The sequence below is a fragment of the Acinetobacter sp. WCHAc060042 genome (assembly GCF_003231195.1).
In the GTDB taxonomy this organism is placed as follows: domain Bacteria; phylum Pseudomonadota; class Gammaproteobacteria; order Pseudomonadales; family Moraxellaceae; genus Acinetobacter.
The window spans coordinates 14,040-30,288 of the sequence record NZ_QKVN01000040.1 but is presented as its reverse complement, the minus strand read 5'-3'; the positions used below and the strand labels follow the sequence as shown (position 1 = coordinate 30,288).

At 41.0% G+C, this 16,249-nt stretch carries 16 protein-coding genes; 5 read left to right on the top strand and 11 right to left on the bottom strand.

Translation table 11 applies throughout. The features are described from left to right. Window positions 1-834 (top strand): ABC transporter ATP-binding protein (locus DPG01_RS15220; protein WP_162622353.1); only part of this gene is annotated, 834 nt, incomplete at its 5' end. 52 nt (window positions 835-886) lie between these two features. Here the strand turns inward: DPG01_RS15220 and pgsA are convergent. From pgsA to DPG01_RS15200, 4 genes are all read right to left on the bottom strand, one after another. Continuing rightward, on the bottom strand, window positions 887-1,474 hold the full coding sequence (gene pgsA, locus DPG01_RS15215) for a CDP-diacylglycerol--glycerol-3-phosphate 3-phosphatidyltransferase (protein WP_086209710.1): 588 nt from the start codon (window positions 1,472-1,474) through the stop codon (window positions 887-889). Between the two features lie 108 nt (window positions 1,475-1,582). Beyond that, complete coding sequence (locus DPG01_RS15210; protein ID WP_110975686.1) at window positions 1,583-2,377, bottom strand: thioesterase family protein; 795 nt, start codon at window positions 2,375-2,377, stop codon at window positions 1,583-1,585. A 113-nt stretch (window positions 2,378-2,490) separates the two neighbouring features. Further along, window positions 2,491-4,290 (bottom strand): excinuclease ABC subunit UvrC, encoded by a 1,800-nt coding sequence (uvrC, locus tag DPG01_RS15205; RefSeq protein ID WP_110975685.1) that lies wholly within the window; start codon window positions 4,288-4,290, stop codon window positions 2,491-2,493. Between the two features lie 134 nt (window positions 4,291-4,424). Next, the gene (locus DPG01_RS15200) at window positions 4,425-4,799 is read right to left on the bottom strand and encodes a winged helix-turn-helix transcriptional regulator (RefSeq protein WP_086209713.1); all 375 of its coding nucleotides are present in this window, start codon (window positions 4,797-4,799) and stop codon (window positions 4,425-4,427) included. A gap of 104 nt (window positions 4,800-4,903) precedes the next feature. Between DPG01_RS15200 and DPG01_RS15195 the strand changes: the two genes are divergently transcribed. Then, complete coding sequence (locus tag DPG01_RS15195; protein ID WP_110975684.1) at window positions 4,904-5,905, top strand: zinc-binding alcohol dehydrogenase family protein; 1,002 nt, start codon at window positions 4,904-4,906, stop codon at window positions 5,903-5,905. A gap of 61 nt (window positions 5,906-5,966) precedes the next feature. Here the strand turns inward: DPG01_RS15195 and DPG01_RS15190 are convergent, their stop codons facing one another. Beyond that, a complete protein-coding gene (locus DPG01_RS15190) occupies window positions 5,967-6,377 on the bottom strand; it encodes a PH domain-containing protein (protein WP_086209715.1) in 411 nt (136 codons plus the stop codon). Between the two features lie 116 nt (window positions 6,378-6,493). Further along, window positions 6,494-7,408, bottom strand: a complete 915-nt coding sequence (gene lpxO, locus DPG01_RS15185; RefSeq protein WP_110975683.1) for a lipid A hydroxylase LpxO — start codon at window positions 7,406-7,408, stop codon at window positions 6,494-6,496. A gap of 477 nt (window positions 7,409-7,885) precedes the next feature. Between lpxO and fadB the strand changes: the two genes are divergently transcribed. Beyond that, a complete protein-coding gene (gene fadB, locus DPG01_RS15180) occupies window positions 7,886-10,039 on the top strand; it encodes a fatty acid oxidation complex subunit alpha FadB (RefSeq protein ID WP_110975682.1) in 2,154 nt (717 codons plus the stop codon). 12 nt (window positions 10,040-10,051) lie between these two features. Then, window positions 10,052-11,224 (top strand): acetyl-CoA C-acyltransferase FadA, encoded by a 1,173-nt coding sequence (fadA, locus tag DPG01_RS15175; RefSeq protein WP_110975681.1) that lies wholly within the window; start codon window positions 10,052-10,054, stop codon window positions 11,222-11,224. Between the two features lie 51 nt (window positions 11,225-11,275). Here the strand turns inward: fadA and DPG01_RS15170 are convergent, their stop codons facing one another. From DPG01_RS15170 to tehB, 3 genes are all read right to left on the bottom strand, one after another. Further along, entirely contained in the window at window positions 11,276-11,785 is a 510-nt protein-coding gene (locus DPG01_RS15170) for a hypothetical protein (protein WP_110975680.1), read from the bottom strand. Between the two features lie 11 nt (window positions 11,786-11,796). After that, complete coding sequence (locus DPG01_RS15165) at window positions 11,797-12,918, bottom strand: AAA family ATPase (RefSeq protein WP_228157015.1); 1,122 nt, start codon at window positions 12,916-12,918, stop codon at window positions 11,797-11,799. A gap of 208 nt (window positions 12,919-13,126) precedes the next feature. Next, entirely contained in the window at window positions 13,127-13,990 is an 864-nt protein-coding gene (gene tehB, locus DPG01_RS15160; protein WP_110975678.1) for an SAM-dependent methyltransferase TehB, read from the bottom strand. A gap of 282 nt (window positions 13,991-14,272) precedes the next feature. Here tehB and DPG01_RS15155 point away from each other — a divergent pair, with 282 nt between their 5' ends. After that, complete coding sequence (locus DPG01_RS15155; RefSeq protein ID WP_086209721.1) at window positions 14,273-14,971, top strand: hypothetical protein; 699 nt, start codon at window positions 14,273-14,275, stop codon at window positions 14,969-14,971. A gap of 57 nt (window positions 14,972-15,028) precedes the next feature. Here DPG01_RS15155 and DPG01_RS15150 read toward each other — a convergent pair whose 3' ends face one another. Both DPG01_RS15150 and DPG01_RS15145 read right to left on the bottom strand, forming a co-directional pair. Further along, a complete protein-coding gene (locus DPG01_RS15150; protein WP_110975677.1) occupies window positions 15,029-15,301 on the bottom strand; it encodes a hypothetical protein in 273 nt (90 codons plus the stop codon). 112 nt (window positions 15,302-15,413) lie between these two features. Beyond that, a complete protein-coding gene (locus tag DPG01_RS15145; protein WP_110975676.1) occupies window positions 15,414-16,163 on the bottom strand; it encodes a hypothetical protein in 750 nt (249 codons plus the stop codon). Window positions 16,164-16,249: the final 86 nt, after the last annotated feature.

Below are 16,249 nucleotides of genomic sequence, written 5' to 3'. Positions count from 1 at the left end.
AAAATTTTAGAAGCCGATGATGAAATCGAGCAAAGTGGTACGCTCAAACCCACAATTCAAGGTAAATTTACCTTAAAGCATGTCGATTTTTTCTATCCCAATGGTCATCATGCATTAAAGCAAATTGACATGGAAATTCGACCGAATAAAATCACAGCGTTGGTCGGTTTATCGGGCGCAGGCAAATCCACTTTAATTAGCTTATTGGATAAGTTTTATCAGCCTGATGCAGGAAAAATTGAGCTCGATGGGATTGACCTACAAGACATAGACACCACTTATTTACGTGATCACATTGGTCTCGTTTTACAGAAAAATCACATTTTCCAAGGCAGTATTTTAGACAATATTCGTTATGGAAAAATCAATGCCACAGATGATGAAGTCTACGCTGCCGCAGAAAAAGCGTCCATTCACAAGCAAATTCTTCAATTGCCCGAAGCCTATCAATCCGATGCCCTGATGCTCTCAGGCGGGCAACAACAACGCATTGCGCTGGCACGCATGTTCCTCAAAAACCCACCGATTATTTTTCTTGATGAGCCAACCGCCAGCCTCGATGCGATTGCTAGCGAGCAGATTAAACATAGCCTCGATCAGATCAAACAAGGGCGAACGGTGATTATTATTTCACATAGCTTGTCGCAAATTATTGATGCCGATTATACCTATGTGATGAAAGAAGGCTGTATTGCAGAACATGGGGAACATGAAGCACTGTACCGTCAGGAAGGCGTTTATAAAGAAATTTTTGATGCGATGGCTAAGAGCCTAAATATTGAAAAAATTGCCAAAACTTTTGAAGATGATACTGAGGAAGAAACGCATAGTTGACTTCTCTTCAATATAAAAAAAGCTCCCTCAGGAGCTTTTTGACATCTAAAAATCAAGGCTGTTTTAAATATGGCCAAGCTGCCTTGAGGTAAATAAACATCGACCACAAAGTCAAAATCACTGCGGTATACAACAGTGCATAAGCTAACATTTCAAGCGGTTGCCAATTCAGCAAGAACACCGTAATTGCAATCATTTGAAAAGCGGTTTTATATTTTCCAACCGTAGATACAGCTACATTGGTACGTGCACCCAGCTCAGCCATCCACTCGCGTAAGGCAGATACTGTTATTTCGCGAGAAATAATCACAATCGCTGCAAATGCCATCGAAATTTCAGGTTTCCACTGCACCAATACAATCAGTGCAGCTGCCACCATCAGCTTATCCGCCACAGGGTCTAAGAAACGTCCAAATGCAGAAGTCTGATTTAAAGTCCGCGCCAAATAACCATCAAACCAATCTGTCACCGCAGCAACAACAAAAATAGACGTCAATAAAATATGACGAGACATATTGCCTGCGTGTTCAGCAATACCCATTACAGGAGGCCAATAAGCCACCAATAAGAAGACCGGAATTAGGGCAATACGCGCCAAGGTCAAGATGTTTGGAATATTCAGGATTCGACCTGCTGTCATAGACACCGCCAATTTTTCCCCTTCATGCGCGATGAAACCATCGATCTATTTTCGCATGCGACTCATCGTAATTAGGCCTCACTTTATACGAATTGAGGTACAGTGTCACTAGGCAAACACGGTTACTGTTTGCCGTGAGATAGCGATTAAACGGTTTTCGGCATCCCATAAATAAGCAGACTCCGTCGAATAGCCGTCTGCTGCATATTGCGTTTCAACTTGAAATTTCATCCAATCATGTAACTGATTTTTCAGTGGATGCACATAGGTCAAATGCCAGGTCAACGAACTTGCAGGTGCCATCATTTTAAACATGGGTAAGACACCCGGTGGCCAAATATCCATCGACACCATCAGGTCTGCCACAGTCATGTCACGATTTTCATGCAAATTAGGGTTAAAACGATACCAGCCTGAAAAGTCAGGTTCTGGACTGGCTGTACACGGATACTGCCCTGTCACCCACACCATATCCAGTTGCTTAAAGCACTCGGGTGCAAGTGGATGATGCGGTGCGGTTGTCAGACCTTCAACCGATGGAAACGTTGGCGCTACAGGTTCTTGATGCACATGAATACTCGATTCACGCTGTGTTCCGAAACTTGCCACTAAAATACTTTGAACCGCATCATCCTGCCATAAGCGTACCTCCAAAGTGGTCACTGACTTGCCTTGACGTAGAATCTCGCTGGTTAAACGAACTTTGGCCTGCTGTACTGGCCCAACAAAAGTTACGCTACAACTGAGTAAATGTTTCGTATCATCGGCAACAGTCAACAATGCTTTTTGCATCATTAAGCCTGCAACCAATCCCCCATAAATGGTGCGTCCTTGCAACCAACCTGTGGGTATATCTATCCATTCTTGTTCTGCTAAAGCTTGATAACTGTGTTGAAGTGACATAGAGCATCCTTGTTTTAAATTCCCTCCATATCTTTACAACACAATTCAACTGATGTGAATGATCAGTGACCCATGCGTCAATGAGCACTTTTGCCAACGCAGTGACTGCTGTTCTATTCATGTAAAACTTTATAAATAGTGCGGGCCATTACTTCGCCCAAACCAGGCACCAAAGTTAAATCTTTTTCCGAGGCTTTCAACACCCCTTGGATTCCACCAAAGTGAGTCAATAAATCACGGCGCCGTTTCGGCCCCAAACCCGGGATCACTTCCAAAATGGATGAACCACGCTTTTTATCACGTTTAGCCCGGTGTTTAGTAATCGCAAAGCGATGTGCCTCATCACGCACCTGTTGTATCAAATGCAATGCTTTATGGTCTTCAGGCAACTGAATTTTTGTTCCATCGGTAAAGTGTAGGGTCTCAAGGCCCGGTTTACGTCCTTCACCTTTTGACACCCCGACCATAAAGGCCTCTAAACCCAGCTCTTGCATGACGTCCATCGCCATATGCAACTGCCCTTTACCACCATCAATCAAGAGTAAATCAGGCAACATGGCTTTTTTATAACGACGAGTCAGCGCTTGGCGCATTGCGGCATAGTCATCACCCGCGGTAATGTCTTGAATTGAAAACTGACGATAATCGCGCTTACGAATGCCACCGCTGTCGAACACGACACACGAAGCCACGGTTTCTTCGCCCATGGTATGTGAGATGTCAAAACATTCGATCCGATCAATCGGACGCCCCACCACTTGTTCAAGTTGATGGAAACGCTCATTCAATTCGAAGTGATTGGCCAATTGTCCTTTGATCGCATGCTGCACATTCATCTGTGCCAATTCTAACCATTCTGCACGTGTCTCACGCACGCTATGCTTAATCTGTACTTTCTTATCAAACTGTTGTTGTAGCGCCTGTTCCAGTTCTTTTCGATCGGGCAGTTCGACATTGACGATCAATTCGTTCGGCACTTCATCTGCCACTTGGAAATAAAAATTCGCCATGAAGTCAGCCAGCATTTGCCCCAAATCATCTCCAAGCATATCTGGAAAATAACTTTTACCTCCCAACATTTTGCCGTTGCGCACATGCATGATCTGCACGCAGGTCACCCCTGCCTGATAAGCAATCGCTAAAATATCCGCTTCACCTTTGAGTTTATAAATGGCTTGTTGTGATTGGACATCCCGCAATAGCGCCATACGGTCACGGTAAAACACCGCTTTTTCAAACTCTAAGGCTTCGGCTGCTTGCTCCATTTTCGCAATCAGTTCTTGATTCAGCTCTTTGGTGTCCCCTTGTAAAAAACGAATCGAGTTATCGACATCATTTTTATACTCTTCGGGACTAATGAGTCCCACACACGGCGCTGAACAACGTTTAATTTGATATTGCAAACAAGGACGCTTACGCTGCGAAAAATAACTATTTTCACACTGGCGAACATTAAACAGTTTTTGCAAAACCAACAAAGTATCCCGTGCATTATATGCACTCGGATACGGTCCAAAGAACTTCCCAACTTGGTGTTTGCCTTTGCCCCGACCCGATGCAATCCGTGGATACGGTTTGTCGGCAGAGACAAAGATATAGACATAGGACTTATCGTCCCTAAGCATAATGTTATAGGGTGGACGATGTAGCTTAATCAGGTTTTGTTCAAGCAGTAGTGCTTCAGTTTCAGAACGAACGACTAAGGTTTCGATGTCATAAATCCGCGCCACCAAAGCCTGCGTCTTCGTGTGCTCAATGGTTTTGACAAAATAACTGGAAACACGATTTTTTAAATTTTTCGCTTTGCCCACATACAGCAGTTCACCGTCTTTACCGAGCATGCGGTAAACGCCCGGTAATGTGGTCATATTGGCTAAAATTTTTTCGATATGTTCTCGTGCGTTTTCGTTCACAATACGTTCAAACCTCGGAGCACTGATGGGCTGATATGGATAGATTTCTGGCTTTTTAAGTAGGGAAATTATAGTCAGGACCGTTCACGACTTAATAACATCCACGACTTCTGCTGAAGCGTCTGGGGTTTCAGCTACGTATACTCTTTCTGTACAACTAAAACTTGCCCATATAAATCAAGATGTTCATCTCCCCAGGCTTTAAGTGCCAATAAGATGGGGCGTAAACTACGCCCCAAAGGGGTTAAGCTATATTCTACCTTGGGTGGCACCTGCGGATATACTTCCCGATGAAGCATGCCATCTTCCTCGAGTTCCCGTAGCTGATTGGTCAGCATCCGTTGGGTCACATTCGGTATTCGTTTACGAATCTCACCAAACCGTAAGGTGTCTTCAGTCAACAAATGCCATAAAATAATACTTTTCCATTTCCCATCCAAAATCCCAATTGCTGCCTCGACCGAACATCCTGGACTACAGTTAAAGCGTGAATGCTTTGCTTTACCCATTTCAACAGTATCCTTTTTTACACTATATGCAGAATTTAACCGTATATAGCATTTTTAAAACTACGATAACATTTTCAGCATAAACCCAATTTGAGATGAAAACTATGAAAGCTGTTGGATATTTACATGCTGGTTCTGCCGAACAATTACAAGATATTGAAGTCGATATACCCAGTCCTCAAAATAGAGAAGTCTTAGTGGCAATAAAAGCCATTTCTGTAAACCCCGTCGACTGTAAAATCAGAACCCGAGTCTCACCTGAACATGGACAGTCCAAGATTTTAGGATGGGATGCTGCTGGTGAAGTCGTCGCTGTCGGTCCAGACGTGGAAAACTTTAAAGTAGGCGATCAAGTGTGGTATGCAGGTGATTTGACTAAAGCAGGCAGCAATGCTGAATTTCATGTGGTCGATGAGCGTATTATCAGTCTAAAACCGCATAACTTATCTTTTGCTGAAGCGGCTGCCATTCCGCTGACCGCGATTACCGCATGGGAAATGCTATTTGATCGACTTCAAGTACAACAACATGATGCTACAAATGAGTCAATTCTAATTATTGGTGCTGCTGGTGGTGTAGGATCTATCGCCATTCAATTACTCAAAGCTAAAACCCAATTACAAGTCATCGCTACAGCCTCCCGTCCCGAGAGTCAAGCATGGGTTAAACAATTGGGGGCAGATATCGTGTTAGATCATCGCCAATCTCTAGTTGAGCAAATCCAAGCTCAGAATTTACCTGCTCCACGTTATGTTTTCTCAACGACACATACTGACCACTACTTAAGCCAAATTGCAGAGTTAATTGCACCGCAAGGTCAGTTGGGGCTCATTGATGACCCTGAGCAGCTCGATATTCGCTTACTGAAACGTAAATCTGTTGCGATACATTGGGAGTTTATGTTCACACGCTCCATGTTCCAAACCTCTGACATACAAGCGCAAGGACACTTATTACAACAAGTTACAACCTTAGTCGAAAGTCAAAAAATCCATAGCACACTCAAGCATATAATGGGACGTATTAATGCGGAGAATATGCGCCAAGCACATGCTGCCATCGAGTCTGAACACACTCAGGGAAAAATTGTATTGGCTGATTTCTAAGATCAAAAGAGCCCTCGTACATCATCGCATCGAGGGCTCTTAAATTGCGCTTGACCTAGCATCAAGCGCTTTGTTGTAGCGCCTGTATAAATTTCTGCTGATCTTTGGGTGAAACCAAAACAGATTTCACAGTTCCATCTTTTTGATAATCTACTTTGAGGCGATCTAAGGACAATGCTGGTGAAGAAACCGAGTTATTACTTGGGCTGACTTTTTGAATATCTGCCAAAGGAATAGTCCATTTCAAAAACATACTGGTAATCACCAAACAATTTTGCTCAATTCGATATTGAGTATTTACAACAGGCCACCATAACACGGCAATTGTGAGGACATAGGTCACCGTGTGAATTGGATACTGTGACATTGTACCTTTGGCATACATTGTGAATAACAACTGTAGCAACAGACCTGTCATGGCAATAATAAATCCAATCACCCACCAGTCTTTTTTTGAACGAAATTTTTGCATATTTCCCCCTAATTTATGCTTATCTTACACAAAAATATCTCGCTTGTAAGATCATAAAATCAAAACCTTGGCCCATAAAAAAACGCCTCGAAAGACGTTTTTAAATTCCCCATATATCAAAAAATATAAGGGCGAACAAAAATCAGGAAAAAAATGCCAAGCATCAAGAACCATTTTAAAAAATAATACAGTTGGCGGTTGGTTTTTTTTAAAGCTTTGGCTTTGATCCGCACTTGATAGACATAACCAAAAACTTTATTTAACCCTCCTGTTTGATCGCCAGCTTCATTTGGAGAGCTGGCTGCGGTCATGACTTTTTTACCAAACCAATGGTTAAACTTTTGCATAAAGCGTATTTTTAAAGGACGCTCGACATCAGCAAAGAAAATAATGCGATTCTGATCCGTAGTGTTTTCGGCATAGTGAATATAAGTTTCATCAAAGACTACACTTTCACCATCACGCCATGAATAGCGCTGACCATCCACATCAATAAAGCAGCGGTCATCGTTTGGTGTGAGCAAACCCAAGTGATAACGTAATGAACCTGCATAGGGGTCACGGTGACGAACTAAACGGCTGTCGGGAGCCAGTTCGGTAAACATCGCAGCTTTAATGGTCGGCAAGGTTTTCAATAACGCTGTGGTTTTTGGACACAGCTCCATAGCAGATGGGTGTGCCGAGTCATACCATTTTAGATAAAAGCGTTTCCAGCCTGTTTTAAAAAAGGAGTTAAAGCCTAAATCATCATAACTACTTGATGCTTTAATACCGCCTTTTTCATATAAAGCTTTCGCTTCATCTCGAATCATTTTCCAGTTTTCATCCAAAACTTTTAAATCTTGAAAATGCTGAGTCTCGATATACGGCTGATTCGGTACTTTTGAAAACATGTACATGAGGTAATTAATCGGCGCAAGAATCGTTGAGTGATCGAAAAATTGACGATAAAACGAGTGACGAACCTTCCCACGTTGCTGAATATAAAGGGCAGAAAGAATAAAGATCGCCAGAATGATCCACTTAATCATATAAAAACCTGAAAGCGAATAAAAAGACTAGAGTCGGAGAAGACCTAAAAGTGATCTGATATCTATTTTAACATAAGCCGCAAAATACAGCCTATTTCATGTTTTTCGGAACAAATTTTCAAGCTTTTCAATCAAACTAGATTTCTCAAAATTGACTGAATTGCCCAAAATAACAATAAAACATGAACGAAAATAAGAATAACTTCCGTATCTTATTTTCAAATACTTGTCATTAAAAACATGAAGTGAAACAAAAGCTTCATTATATTGAAGCACAATCAAGCAAAAGCACTGCACATAAACATAGAAAACAATTGAACAAAAATAGATGACCCTTGCGTCACGGCTTGATACAACTTGTTATGTTCTTTTTCGATATAGTTATCGTAAGATTGGCGGAGCATAGATGTACGTAGGAATGACGTACTCGCTTCACAACATCAACTTAGAAGTCCTCCAAAATAAAGGAGATCAGGCATGATCCACGCTGGCAATGCCATTACCGTCCAAATGCTTTCGGACGGAATTGCAGAATTCCGCTTTGACTTACAAGGTGAGTCGGTCAACAAATTTAACCGTGCAACGATTGAAGATTTCAAAGCTGCGATTGACGCTGTTAAAGCAAACGGCGACATCAAAGGTTTAATCGTTACTTCGGCTAAATCTACATTTATCGTTGGCGCAGATATTACTGAATTTGGTGCAAACTTCGCTCAAGGCGAACAAGCGATTGTGGATTGGGCATTGCCTGTTCACGACATCTTCAACGCATTTGAAGATTTAGAAATTCCTAAAGTTGCTGCGATCAATGGTATGGCATTGGGCGGTGGCTTTGAAATGTGTCTCGTGTGTGACTATCGTGTGATGTCAGAAGCGGCTCAAGTCGGTCTTCCTGAAATCAAACTAGGCATCTTCCCTGGTTTCGGTGGTACAGTTCGTTTAAGCCGTCTCATTGGTATCGACAATGCAGTTGAATGGATGGCAATGGCTAATCCTAAAAAACCAGCTGCTGCACTGAAAGATGGTGCGGTTGATGCAGTGGTTGCTGCGGACAAACTCCAAGACGCTGCAATTGACTTGGTTAAACAAGCCCTTGCTGGCCGTGTAGACTGGAAAGCAAAACGCCAAGAAAAACTTGACCCAGTTAAATTGAACCCAATCGAACAAATGATGGCGTTCAACTCGGCGAAAGGTGCGGTACTTGCAAAAGCAAATCCTGCTCAATACCCTGCGCCTAAACTTCTTCTTGACTCATTACAAGCTGGTGCAAGCCTTCCACGTAATGAAGCACTGCAAGCTGAAGCAGCTGGTTTTGCAAAAGCAGCGATTACACCACAAGCAGGTGCATTAATTGGTCTATTCATCAATGACCAAGTAGTGAAGAAAACTTCGAAGAAATATGAAAAAGGTGCGCACCCTGTAAACCAAGCGGCTGTTCTAGGCGCGGGTATCATGGGTGGCGGTATTGCTTACCAAGCGGCAAGCAAAGGCACACCAATCATCATGAAAGACATTGGTAATCCACAACTTGCTTTGGGTATGAAAGAAGCAAATGGCTTACTGACCAAACAAGTTGAACGTAAAAAGATGAAACCTGCTCAAATGGGTGAAACTCTTGCGCGCATCCGTCCTACTTTAAGCTATGACGAGTTTAAAGAAGTGGACATCGTGATTGAAGCGGTGACTGAAAATCCAAAAGTAAAAGGCATTGTACTTGCTGAAACTGAGAAGAATGTTCGTGACAACACGATCATTGCTTCAAATACTTCAACAATTTCAATCACACGTTTGGCTGAAAACCTACAACGTCCTGAAAACTTTGTCGGTATGCACTTCTTTAACCCAGTACACATGATGCCATTGGTAGAAGTGATCCGTGGTGAGAAGACTTCTGCTGAAGCGATTGCGACCACTGTAGTTCTTGCTCAGAAAATGGGTAAAACACCAATCGTAGTAAACGACTGCCCTGGTTTCCTTGTAAACCGCGTATTGTTCCCTTACTTTGGTGCATTTGACCTTCTATTGAAAGACGGTGCTGACTTCCAACAAGTCGACAAAGTCATGGAAAAATTCGGCTGGCCTATGGGTCCTGCTTACTTGATCGACGTGGTGGGTATCGACACGGGCGTTCACGGTGCAGAAGTCATGGCTGAAGGTTTCCCTGACCGTATGAAGCCAGACTTCAAAGGTTCAATCGAAATCATGTACGAAAACAAACGTTTGGGTCAAAAGAACGACGTTGGTTTCTACAAATACGAACTTGACCGTAAAGGCAAAAAAGCCAAAGTGGTTGATCCAACTGCGTATGAGCTTGTTGCTACTGTGGCAACTGCGGAAAAACGTGAGTTTGATGCTCAAGAAATCATTGACCGTATGATGCTGGCTTTCTGTAACGAAACTGTTCGTTGCCTAGAAGACAACATCGTAGCGACTGCTTCTGAAGCAGACATGGCGATGATTATGGGTGTAGGTTTCCCTCCATTCCGTGGTGGTCCATGCCGTTACATCGACCAAACAGGTGTTGCTGAATACGTTGCACTTTGCGACAAATACGCACACTTAGGTAAGGCTTATGAAGCGCCACAAATGTTGCGTGACATGGCTGCTAACAACAAAAAATTCTACGGTTAAGGAGCAACGTGAATGGCTACTTTAAATCCACGTGACGTTGTCATCGTTGATGGCGTACGTTCAGCAATGGGTAAAACCAAAAACGGTATGTTCCGCAATGTACGTGCTGACAGCTTATCGGCTGAATTGGTTCGTACTTTAGTTGCTCGTAACCAGTTTGACACCAATGAAGTTGAAGACTTGATCTGGGGCTGTGTAAACCAGACTCTAGAGCAAGGTATGAACATTGGCCGTAACATTGGTTTATTGGCTGACCTTCCAAAAACTGTGGCAGGTCAAACGGTTAACCGTCTTTGTGGTTCATCTATGCAAGCGCTTCACACCGCTGCTGCACAGATTGCAACCAACCAAGGTGATATCTTCATCATTGGTGGTGTAGAGCACATGGGTCACGTAGGGATGATGCACGGCATCGACCTGAACCCAGAAGCGTCTAAGCACTATGCAAAAGCGTCTAACATGATGGGCTTAACGGCTGAAATGTTAGGTCGTATGAACGGCATTTCACGTGAAGAACAAGATGCGTTCGGTGTTGAATCTCACCGCCGCGCTTGGGCTGCAACGCAAGAAGGCCGTTTCAAAAATGAAATCGTAGGTGTTGAAGGTCATGATGCTAATGGCTTCAAAATCCTGTGCGACATCGACGAAGTGATTCGTCCAGATGCAAACCTTGAAGCATTCAAAGGTTTACGTCCTGTATTTGACCCGAAAGGCGGTACAGTAACAGCTGCGACTTCTTCAGCTTTGTCTGATGGTGCATCTGCAATGTTGTTGATGTCTGCTGAACGTGCTCAAGCTTTAGGTCTTAAGCCTCGTGCTGTGATTCGCTCTATGGCGGTTGCAGGCTGTGACGCTGCGATCATGGGTTATGGTCCTGTACCTGCAACTCAAAAAGCGCTTAAACGTGCTGGCTTAACGATGGCAGATATCCAAACCATCGAATTAAACGAAGCGTTTGCTGCTCAAGGCTTATCAGTCATGAAGGGCTTAGGCGTGTATGAGAAGCAAGACATCATTAACTTAAATGGTGGTGCGATTGCTCTTGGTCACCCATTGGGCTGTTCTGGTGCGCGTATCACAACGACGTTGTTGAACGTGATGGAACAACAAGATACACAAATTGGTCTTGCGACGATGTGTATCGGTCTTGGTCAAGGTATCGCGACCATTATCGAACGTGTTTAATGTTTAATTAAATACTGAGATAAAATGAACCCCGCTTATTGCGGGGTTTTTTTACTTATTTGACAAAATATTTTTAAGTTGAATTAAAGTCTTATCTTCTGAAGAATCTATAATTTCTTTAGTAAATATAGAAGCATAGCTTTGTGGATTAGTTGGCGACCCACTTAAAAGTTTATGCAAAATAGATTTACACTGATCTGCTGTATGAGGTACTTTTCTATTTAGAAGCTTGAGAAGGTAGCCTTCTAGACAGACAGGTTCTGATAAAATTAAAGTAATTCTATGTCTTTTTGCCTCGATTTTATCACTTTCTTTTATCTCTACATCACTATCTAGAAAAATAACAACTCTGTCATAACTTAAATGACTTATCTTTTTTATAGTATTTTTTATTAAATCATGTGGAGAACCACCATCACCTGATTCAATTTTGACTTTTTGCCCAGATTCTCTAGCATCATACAAAGATTTTAAATGATTAAGAAAGGCCGTATCATGAGCCCCCTCACCTATTACTAAAAGCGTTGTTTTGCTGATCTTGCGAACATTTATTCTAGCCATACTAAATGTTCTCAAATATTAGGTACGGCATCTAAAGCACCAGACATATATTTTGCATAAATATTATCATCTGCTCTCAATCCAGTTACTTCATCAAGTCTCCAAGATTCGCTTTCCTGGTTATTTTTCTGAACCATATATACTTGATGTTTATACAATAAATTTAGAATTTCTGGTGTATGGCAACTAAAAATAATCTGAGCATCATGAGGGTTAGAATGTTTGTGTTTAAATAAATCCAATAAACACGGCAATAAGTGTGGGTGTAAGTCATTATCTAACTCATCAATAATTGCAACACCGCCTTTGCGTAAAAGTGGCAGTAATAATCCCATAAGAACAAAAGCTGATCTTGTACCATTTGATTCCTCTAAAAAGTAAAACTCCATTTCAGAATCATTATATTTATGAATACCTACAGGCATTAAGACCTCTTTTGTCTCTCCTGAATTGTGTTCTACAAGCATAATTTTTTCAAATTTGATATCACTGATACCTGTATCAAATTGGCTTAATAAGCGTACAACTTCATTTTTCAATTCCATATCTTTAGATAAAGCTTCAGATATCTTTATTAAGTCATCATCCGAGCTATGCTTTCGTCCTAATGAATGTAAATTAAACTTAAAACCTCTAAAAAACTTAACAACGCTACTAGCAATTTCATTGTCAAAAATATTTGCATAACTAATCAAAGATACGTTTTTATTAACATTCTTGGCATGTTTCGGTGTTAAAAAATTTCGATGCTTATAAATATTTTTTTCTAAATCTCTTTCAAAAATATAACTAAAACTCCTACTCGTCTTCACATACAAAGCTTCAAAATAAACTTGCTCCTTATCTAATATTAAATTGTATCTATATTCATCAAAATCTTGATCCCCTTTTTTCAAGAAAAAACTTATTTCGAAAGTCGATTTTTCATTTTCTTTAGCTTTAAATGGGCTAAATGATATTTCATCATCTTTTTCCAAGCTTTGAGAAGATAAGGATACAAACCATGCTAAAAAAGGTAACGCTTTCAATAATTGTGTTTTTCCTGAGCCATTTGCACCTAAAGTTGTAATAACTTTATTCAGACGCACCTCTTCACCATGTACTGTTTGTAATTGAATATCATACAGAGACATTGTCGGTTGCTTTCCTACGCGAAATGAAACTTCAGTCTCCTCCGCAAAAGAATAAAAATTGTTAAACCTAACATAATTTATCATATAAAACCAAAATCAACATTATTTTGTGTATTACTCGATAATATATGGTTGTTTTAATATTTAAAAGAACTCTTAACAAATCTTTTAGCAAATAATTACGCATTATTAAACAATCTGTCTAACCTTAAACTTTCTTAGCCAATAGCGTTGCAAAATGCTGCTTAATCCGATTACCCTGTTCATCGACCCGATGTAACTCACCTACATTTTCATTGTATTTCACAATGTTCCAACCCTCGTATAGCGTACTTAACTCCCCTGCTTTAAAAGCAAAAGAAAAGTCAGGCTGCGCAGGAATATCATCGGTATTCATCGCACACACGATCAAGTTAAACCCATTTATATTTGTGGCTTGTTGCATCTGCGCAATCAGCGGTTTCACCGTTTTGGCTTCTAAAAACATCATCACCACCGTACAGCAAATAAAGTCGTATCTATCTGTAATGCTTGGGTCAGCATTGAGGTCACGCTGTTGCAGATGAATCTTTTGAATACCTTCGGCATCTATAATCTGCTGTAGTTTTTGCAAACTTTGCGGATTCACATCCCAAGCATCCACCTCAAAACCCTGCTGACTTAAATACAGCGAATTTCGCCCCTGCCCACAGCCGACATCCAAAGCCCGACCACCGTGTAAATACGGCATAGCCGCCAAAATTTCTGAATGCGTAGGTGAAAGCTGATATTTCTTATAAAAATAATCCTGCGGGGTACAATAAAATTGCAACTGACACTCTATGTCATCGCTGGTCGAAACAATTTTGTGCCATGCTTGAGGCTGAATAAATGGTGGCTGTTGCTCAGGGGTAAACAGATGTTCAGATTGCACTTGACCTGTCTCATCTAAAAAAGCAAAGCTTAGCTCTCCTTGATAAATCTGTAACTTGGCCCACGTGCCCGCTTTGGTATTGTGTTGATTTTTAAACCCTTGCGGAATGGTCTGCGCAGTCCACACAGGCAGTTCTTTATAACAAATCAAGTTTTGCATCAGCCGATTTCCCACCTTGTTATGACGTATTCGCTAGTCCATCGTTTTTATCGAACGCTTGTATGATCATAGCCAGTTCAGACTCAAATGAACATTCATTCAGTAACTAGAAACTACCAGTGGATAAGAAATAAAAGCGATCACTCCACTGTATTGAGCAATTTATAGAACTTTCATTACTTCAATTTTTTAGCTTTGACGCCTTTTTACCCATTTTAATGATAGGCTTAAAGACAATAAAAATTCAGCTTAACTATATTTCAAATGATTTGGAGTCTAACGATGTTTGCATCACCTTTAAGAACCGTCATCTGTTTAGGCGTCATAGGAACATTATTCACAGGCTGTGCTACTAAAACCTTAATGACCAAAGACAATAAAACCTATACCCGTACCAACAAAGTAACCTTGATCGAAGACCAAGTGGTCGCTTTTGGCAAACCAGCTCAGCCTCTGCCAAATTTACCTGCGCATAGTTTAGTGATTGCAGGGCAACAAAAAAGTTATGTATTGACCCAAGGTGGGCCTCAATTTGTCAGTTTGATTGGCAAATTGGACCCGAAAAATATTCAAGTCACCCGAGAACTAAGCTTCTACTCAGAAAAGAATGATGGTCATTTTACAGGGACACTGCCATTGTCTTATGTGAAACTCAAAGAAGACATCAGCAAGAAAGATCTGGAATTTTTTATTGAAAATGGGGCAAAGGAATGTTCGAGTTCCAGTGATGAACGCATGTTGGCACAGCGTTTCTGTTTTGAGATCAAACTAGCAGGTGTCGTCTACCCTGCCGCGAAGAATTTAGCCTCTTTAAAAGCTTTGAGTAAGCCTTATCAGGTGAGTATTTATACCCATCAAGAGGAAAGTTATAAATCCAAGTCAGGCATGAATCCTTTTGAAAAGTTAGTGCTGTTGCCTTTTGCCGTGGCAATCGACGTGGTCAGCCTACCTTTCCAAGCTGCCGATAAAATCTTTGATTAATCCAATAAAGGCACAGCGCTGAGAACGAATTAGGCGCTGTGTAGTTTTAGGATAGATTTAAATTAAAAGCTCGCCCATCAACCACGCCATATACTTTTCTTTGTCCATAAAGTCAGGGGCATTGCCTGTGTCTAAACTAAAATACTGTTGATTGAATTGAATCACGATCTGTTCAGTATGGTGCCAGTCTTCGATCATTTCAAAATATTGGTTAAAGAAGAAACGATTCTTTCCCCAGTTGCTTAAGCTTTCTAATTTTGGATAGTTTTTATTTTCTACAAACTCACTATACACATGCTGAATATCAGCAAAAACGTGTATGGTTCTCATGACTCACCTGCCTACACTGAAAAGTCGTCATCTTTGTGATGCTTTTAATCTAGCAAGCTATTTTGAACAGCAGATGACAGTCTGCTTACAAAACTGTCATCTTTGTATTTGGTTATAACTTTTGTTCTACCTCTTTTTGAGTTTGTTTCTCTACCCGCTGCATTTGACTATTTAAGGCTAAAATCTCTTTATACAGTGCATTAAACTGTTGAAGTGGTATATCTTCATAAAACATAAAGGTGTTGTTTTTCTTTTCCCATTGATTGTTTTTGAGTACCAAGAAGATTTGATCCGCCTTGGCTAAATTCTGCTGTTCCAGCTTAAACAAACGCATCGCTTCTTGGCTCTTGTCACTGGCTTGCATACTGTCTGTTAACTGATGACGAAACCGAGAAGAGATCGGTAAATCCTTGGCTTGATCAATCGCCTGTTTCTGACGTTGCTCGACCTGCTGGGCATAGCTATCGACAACGGTATGTACGTCTTTCAGCATTTGTTCCGTTTCAGCATAATTGTTGTTTTTGTCTTTGCTTAATCGGTCAATATTTAAAAATTGATCCCAATTCAGGGCTTTTAAATCACGTAGATATTGATTACGCGCTTCGGCATTTTGCAACATATGACTCAGCACAAACTCAGCCATAATTTTGTAATCGCCAGTGAGGCGCGCGTCTTTCACATCGACTTGAATTGGTGTGGTCCAGTCTTGGGCTTGCTTGTAAATTTGTTCGGTCTTTTCATATAGCACCGTTTCATAGCTTTGTAGTTGCTGCTGTTCTTGTTGTTGTTGAGAATACTGATAATACATCCAACCGAAAATAGCACTGGTCGCAAGAACTAAAATCAACACGATACGTCGCATGTTCAGCTTCCTCTTCATTTCTTTTTATCATAGCAAATATCGAAGTATGATCAATATTTAAACATTTTATCAACATTTTCAGAGCA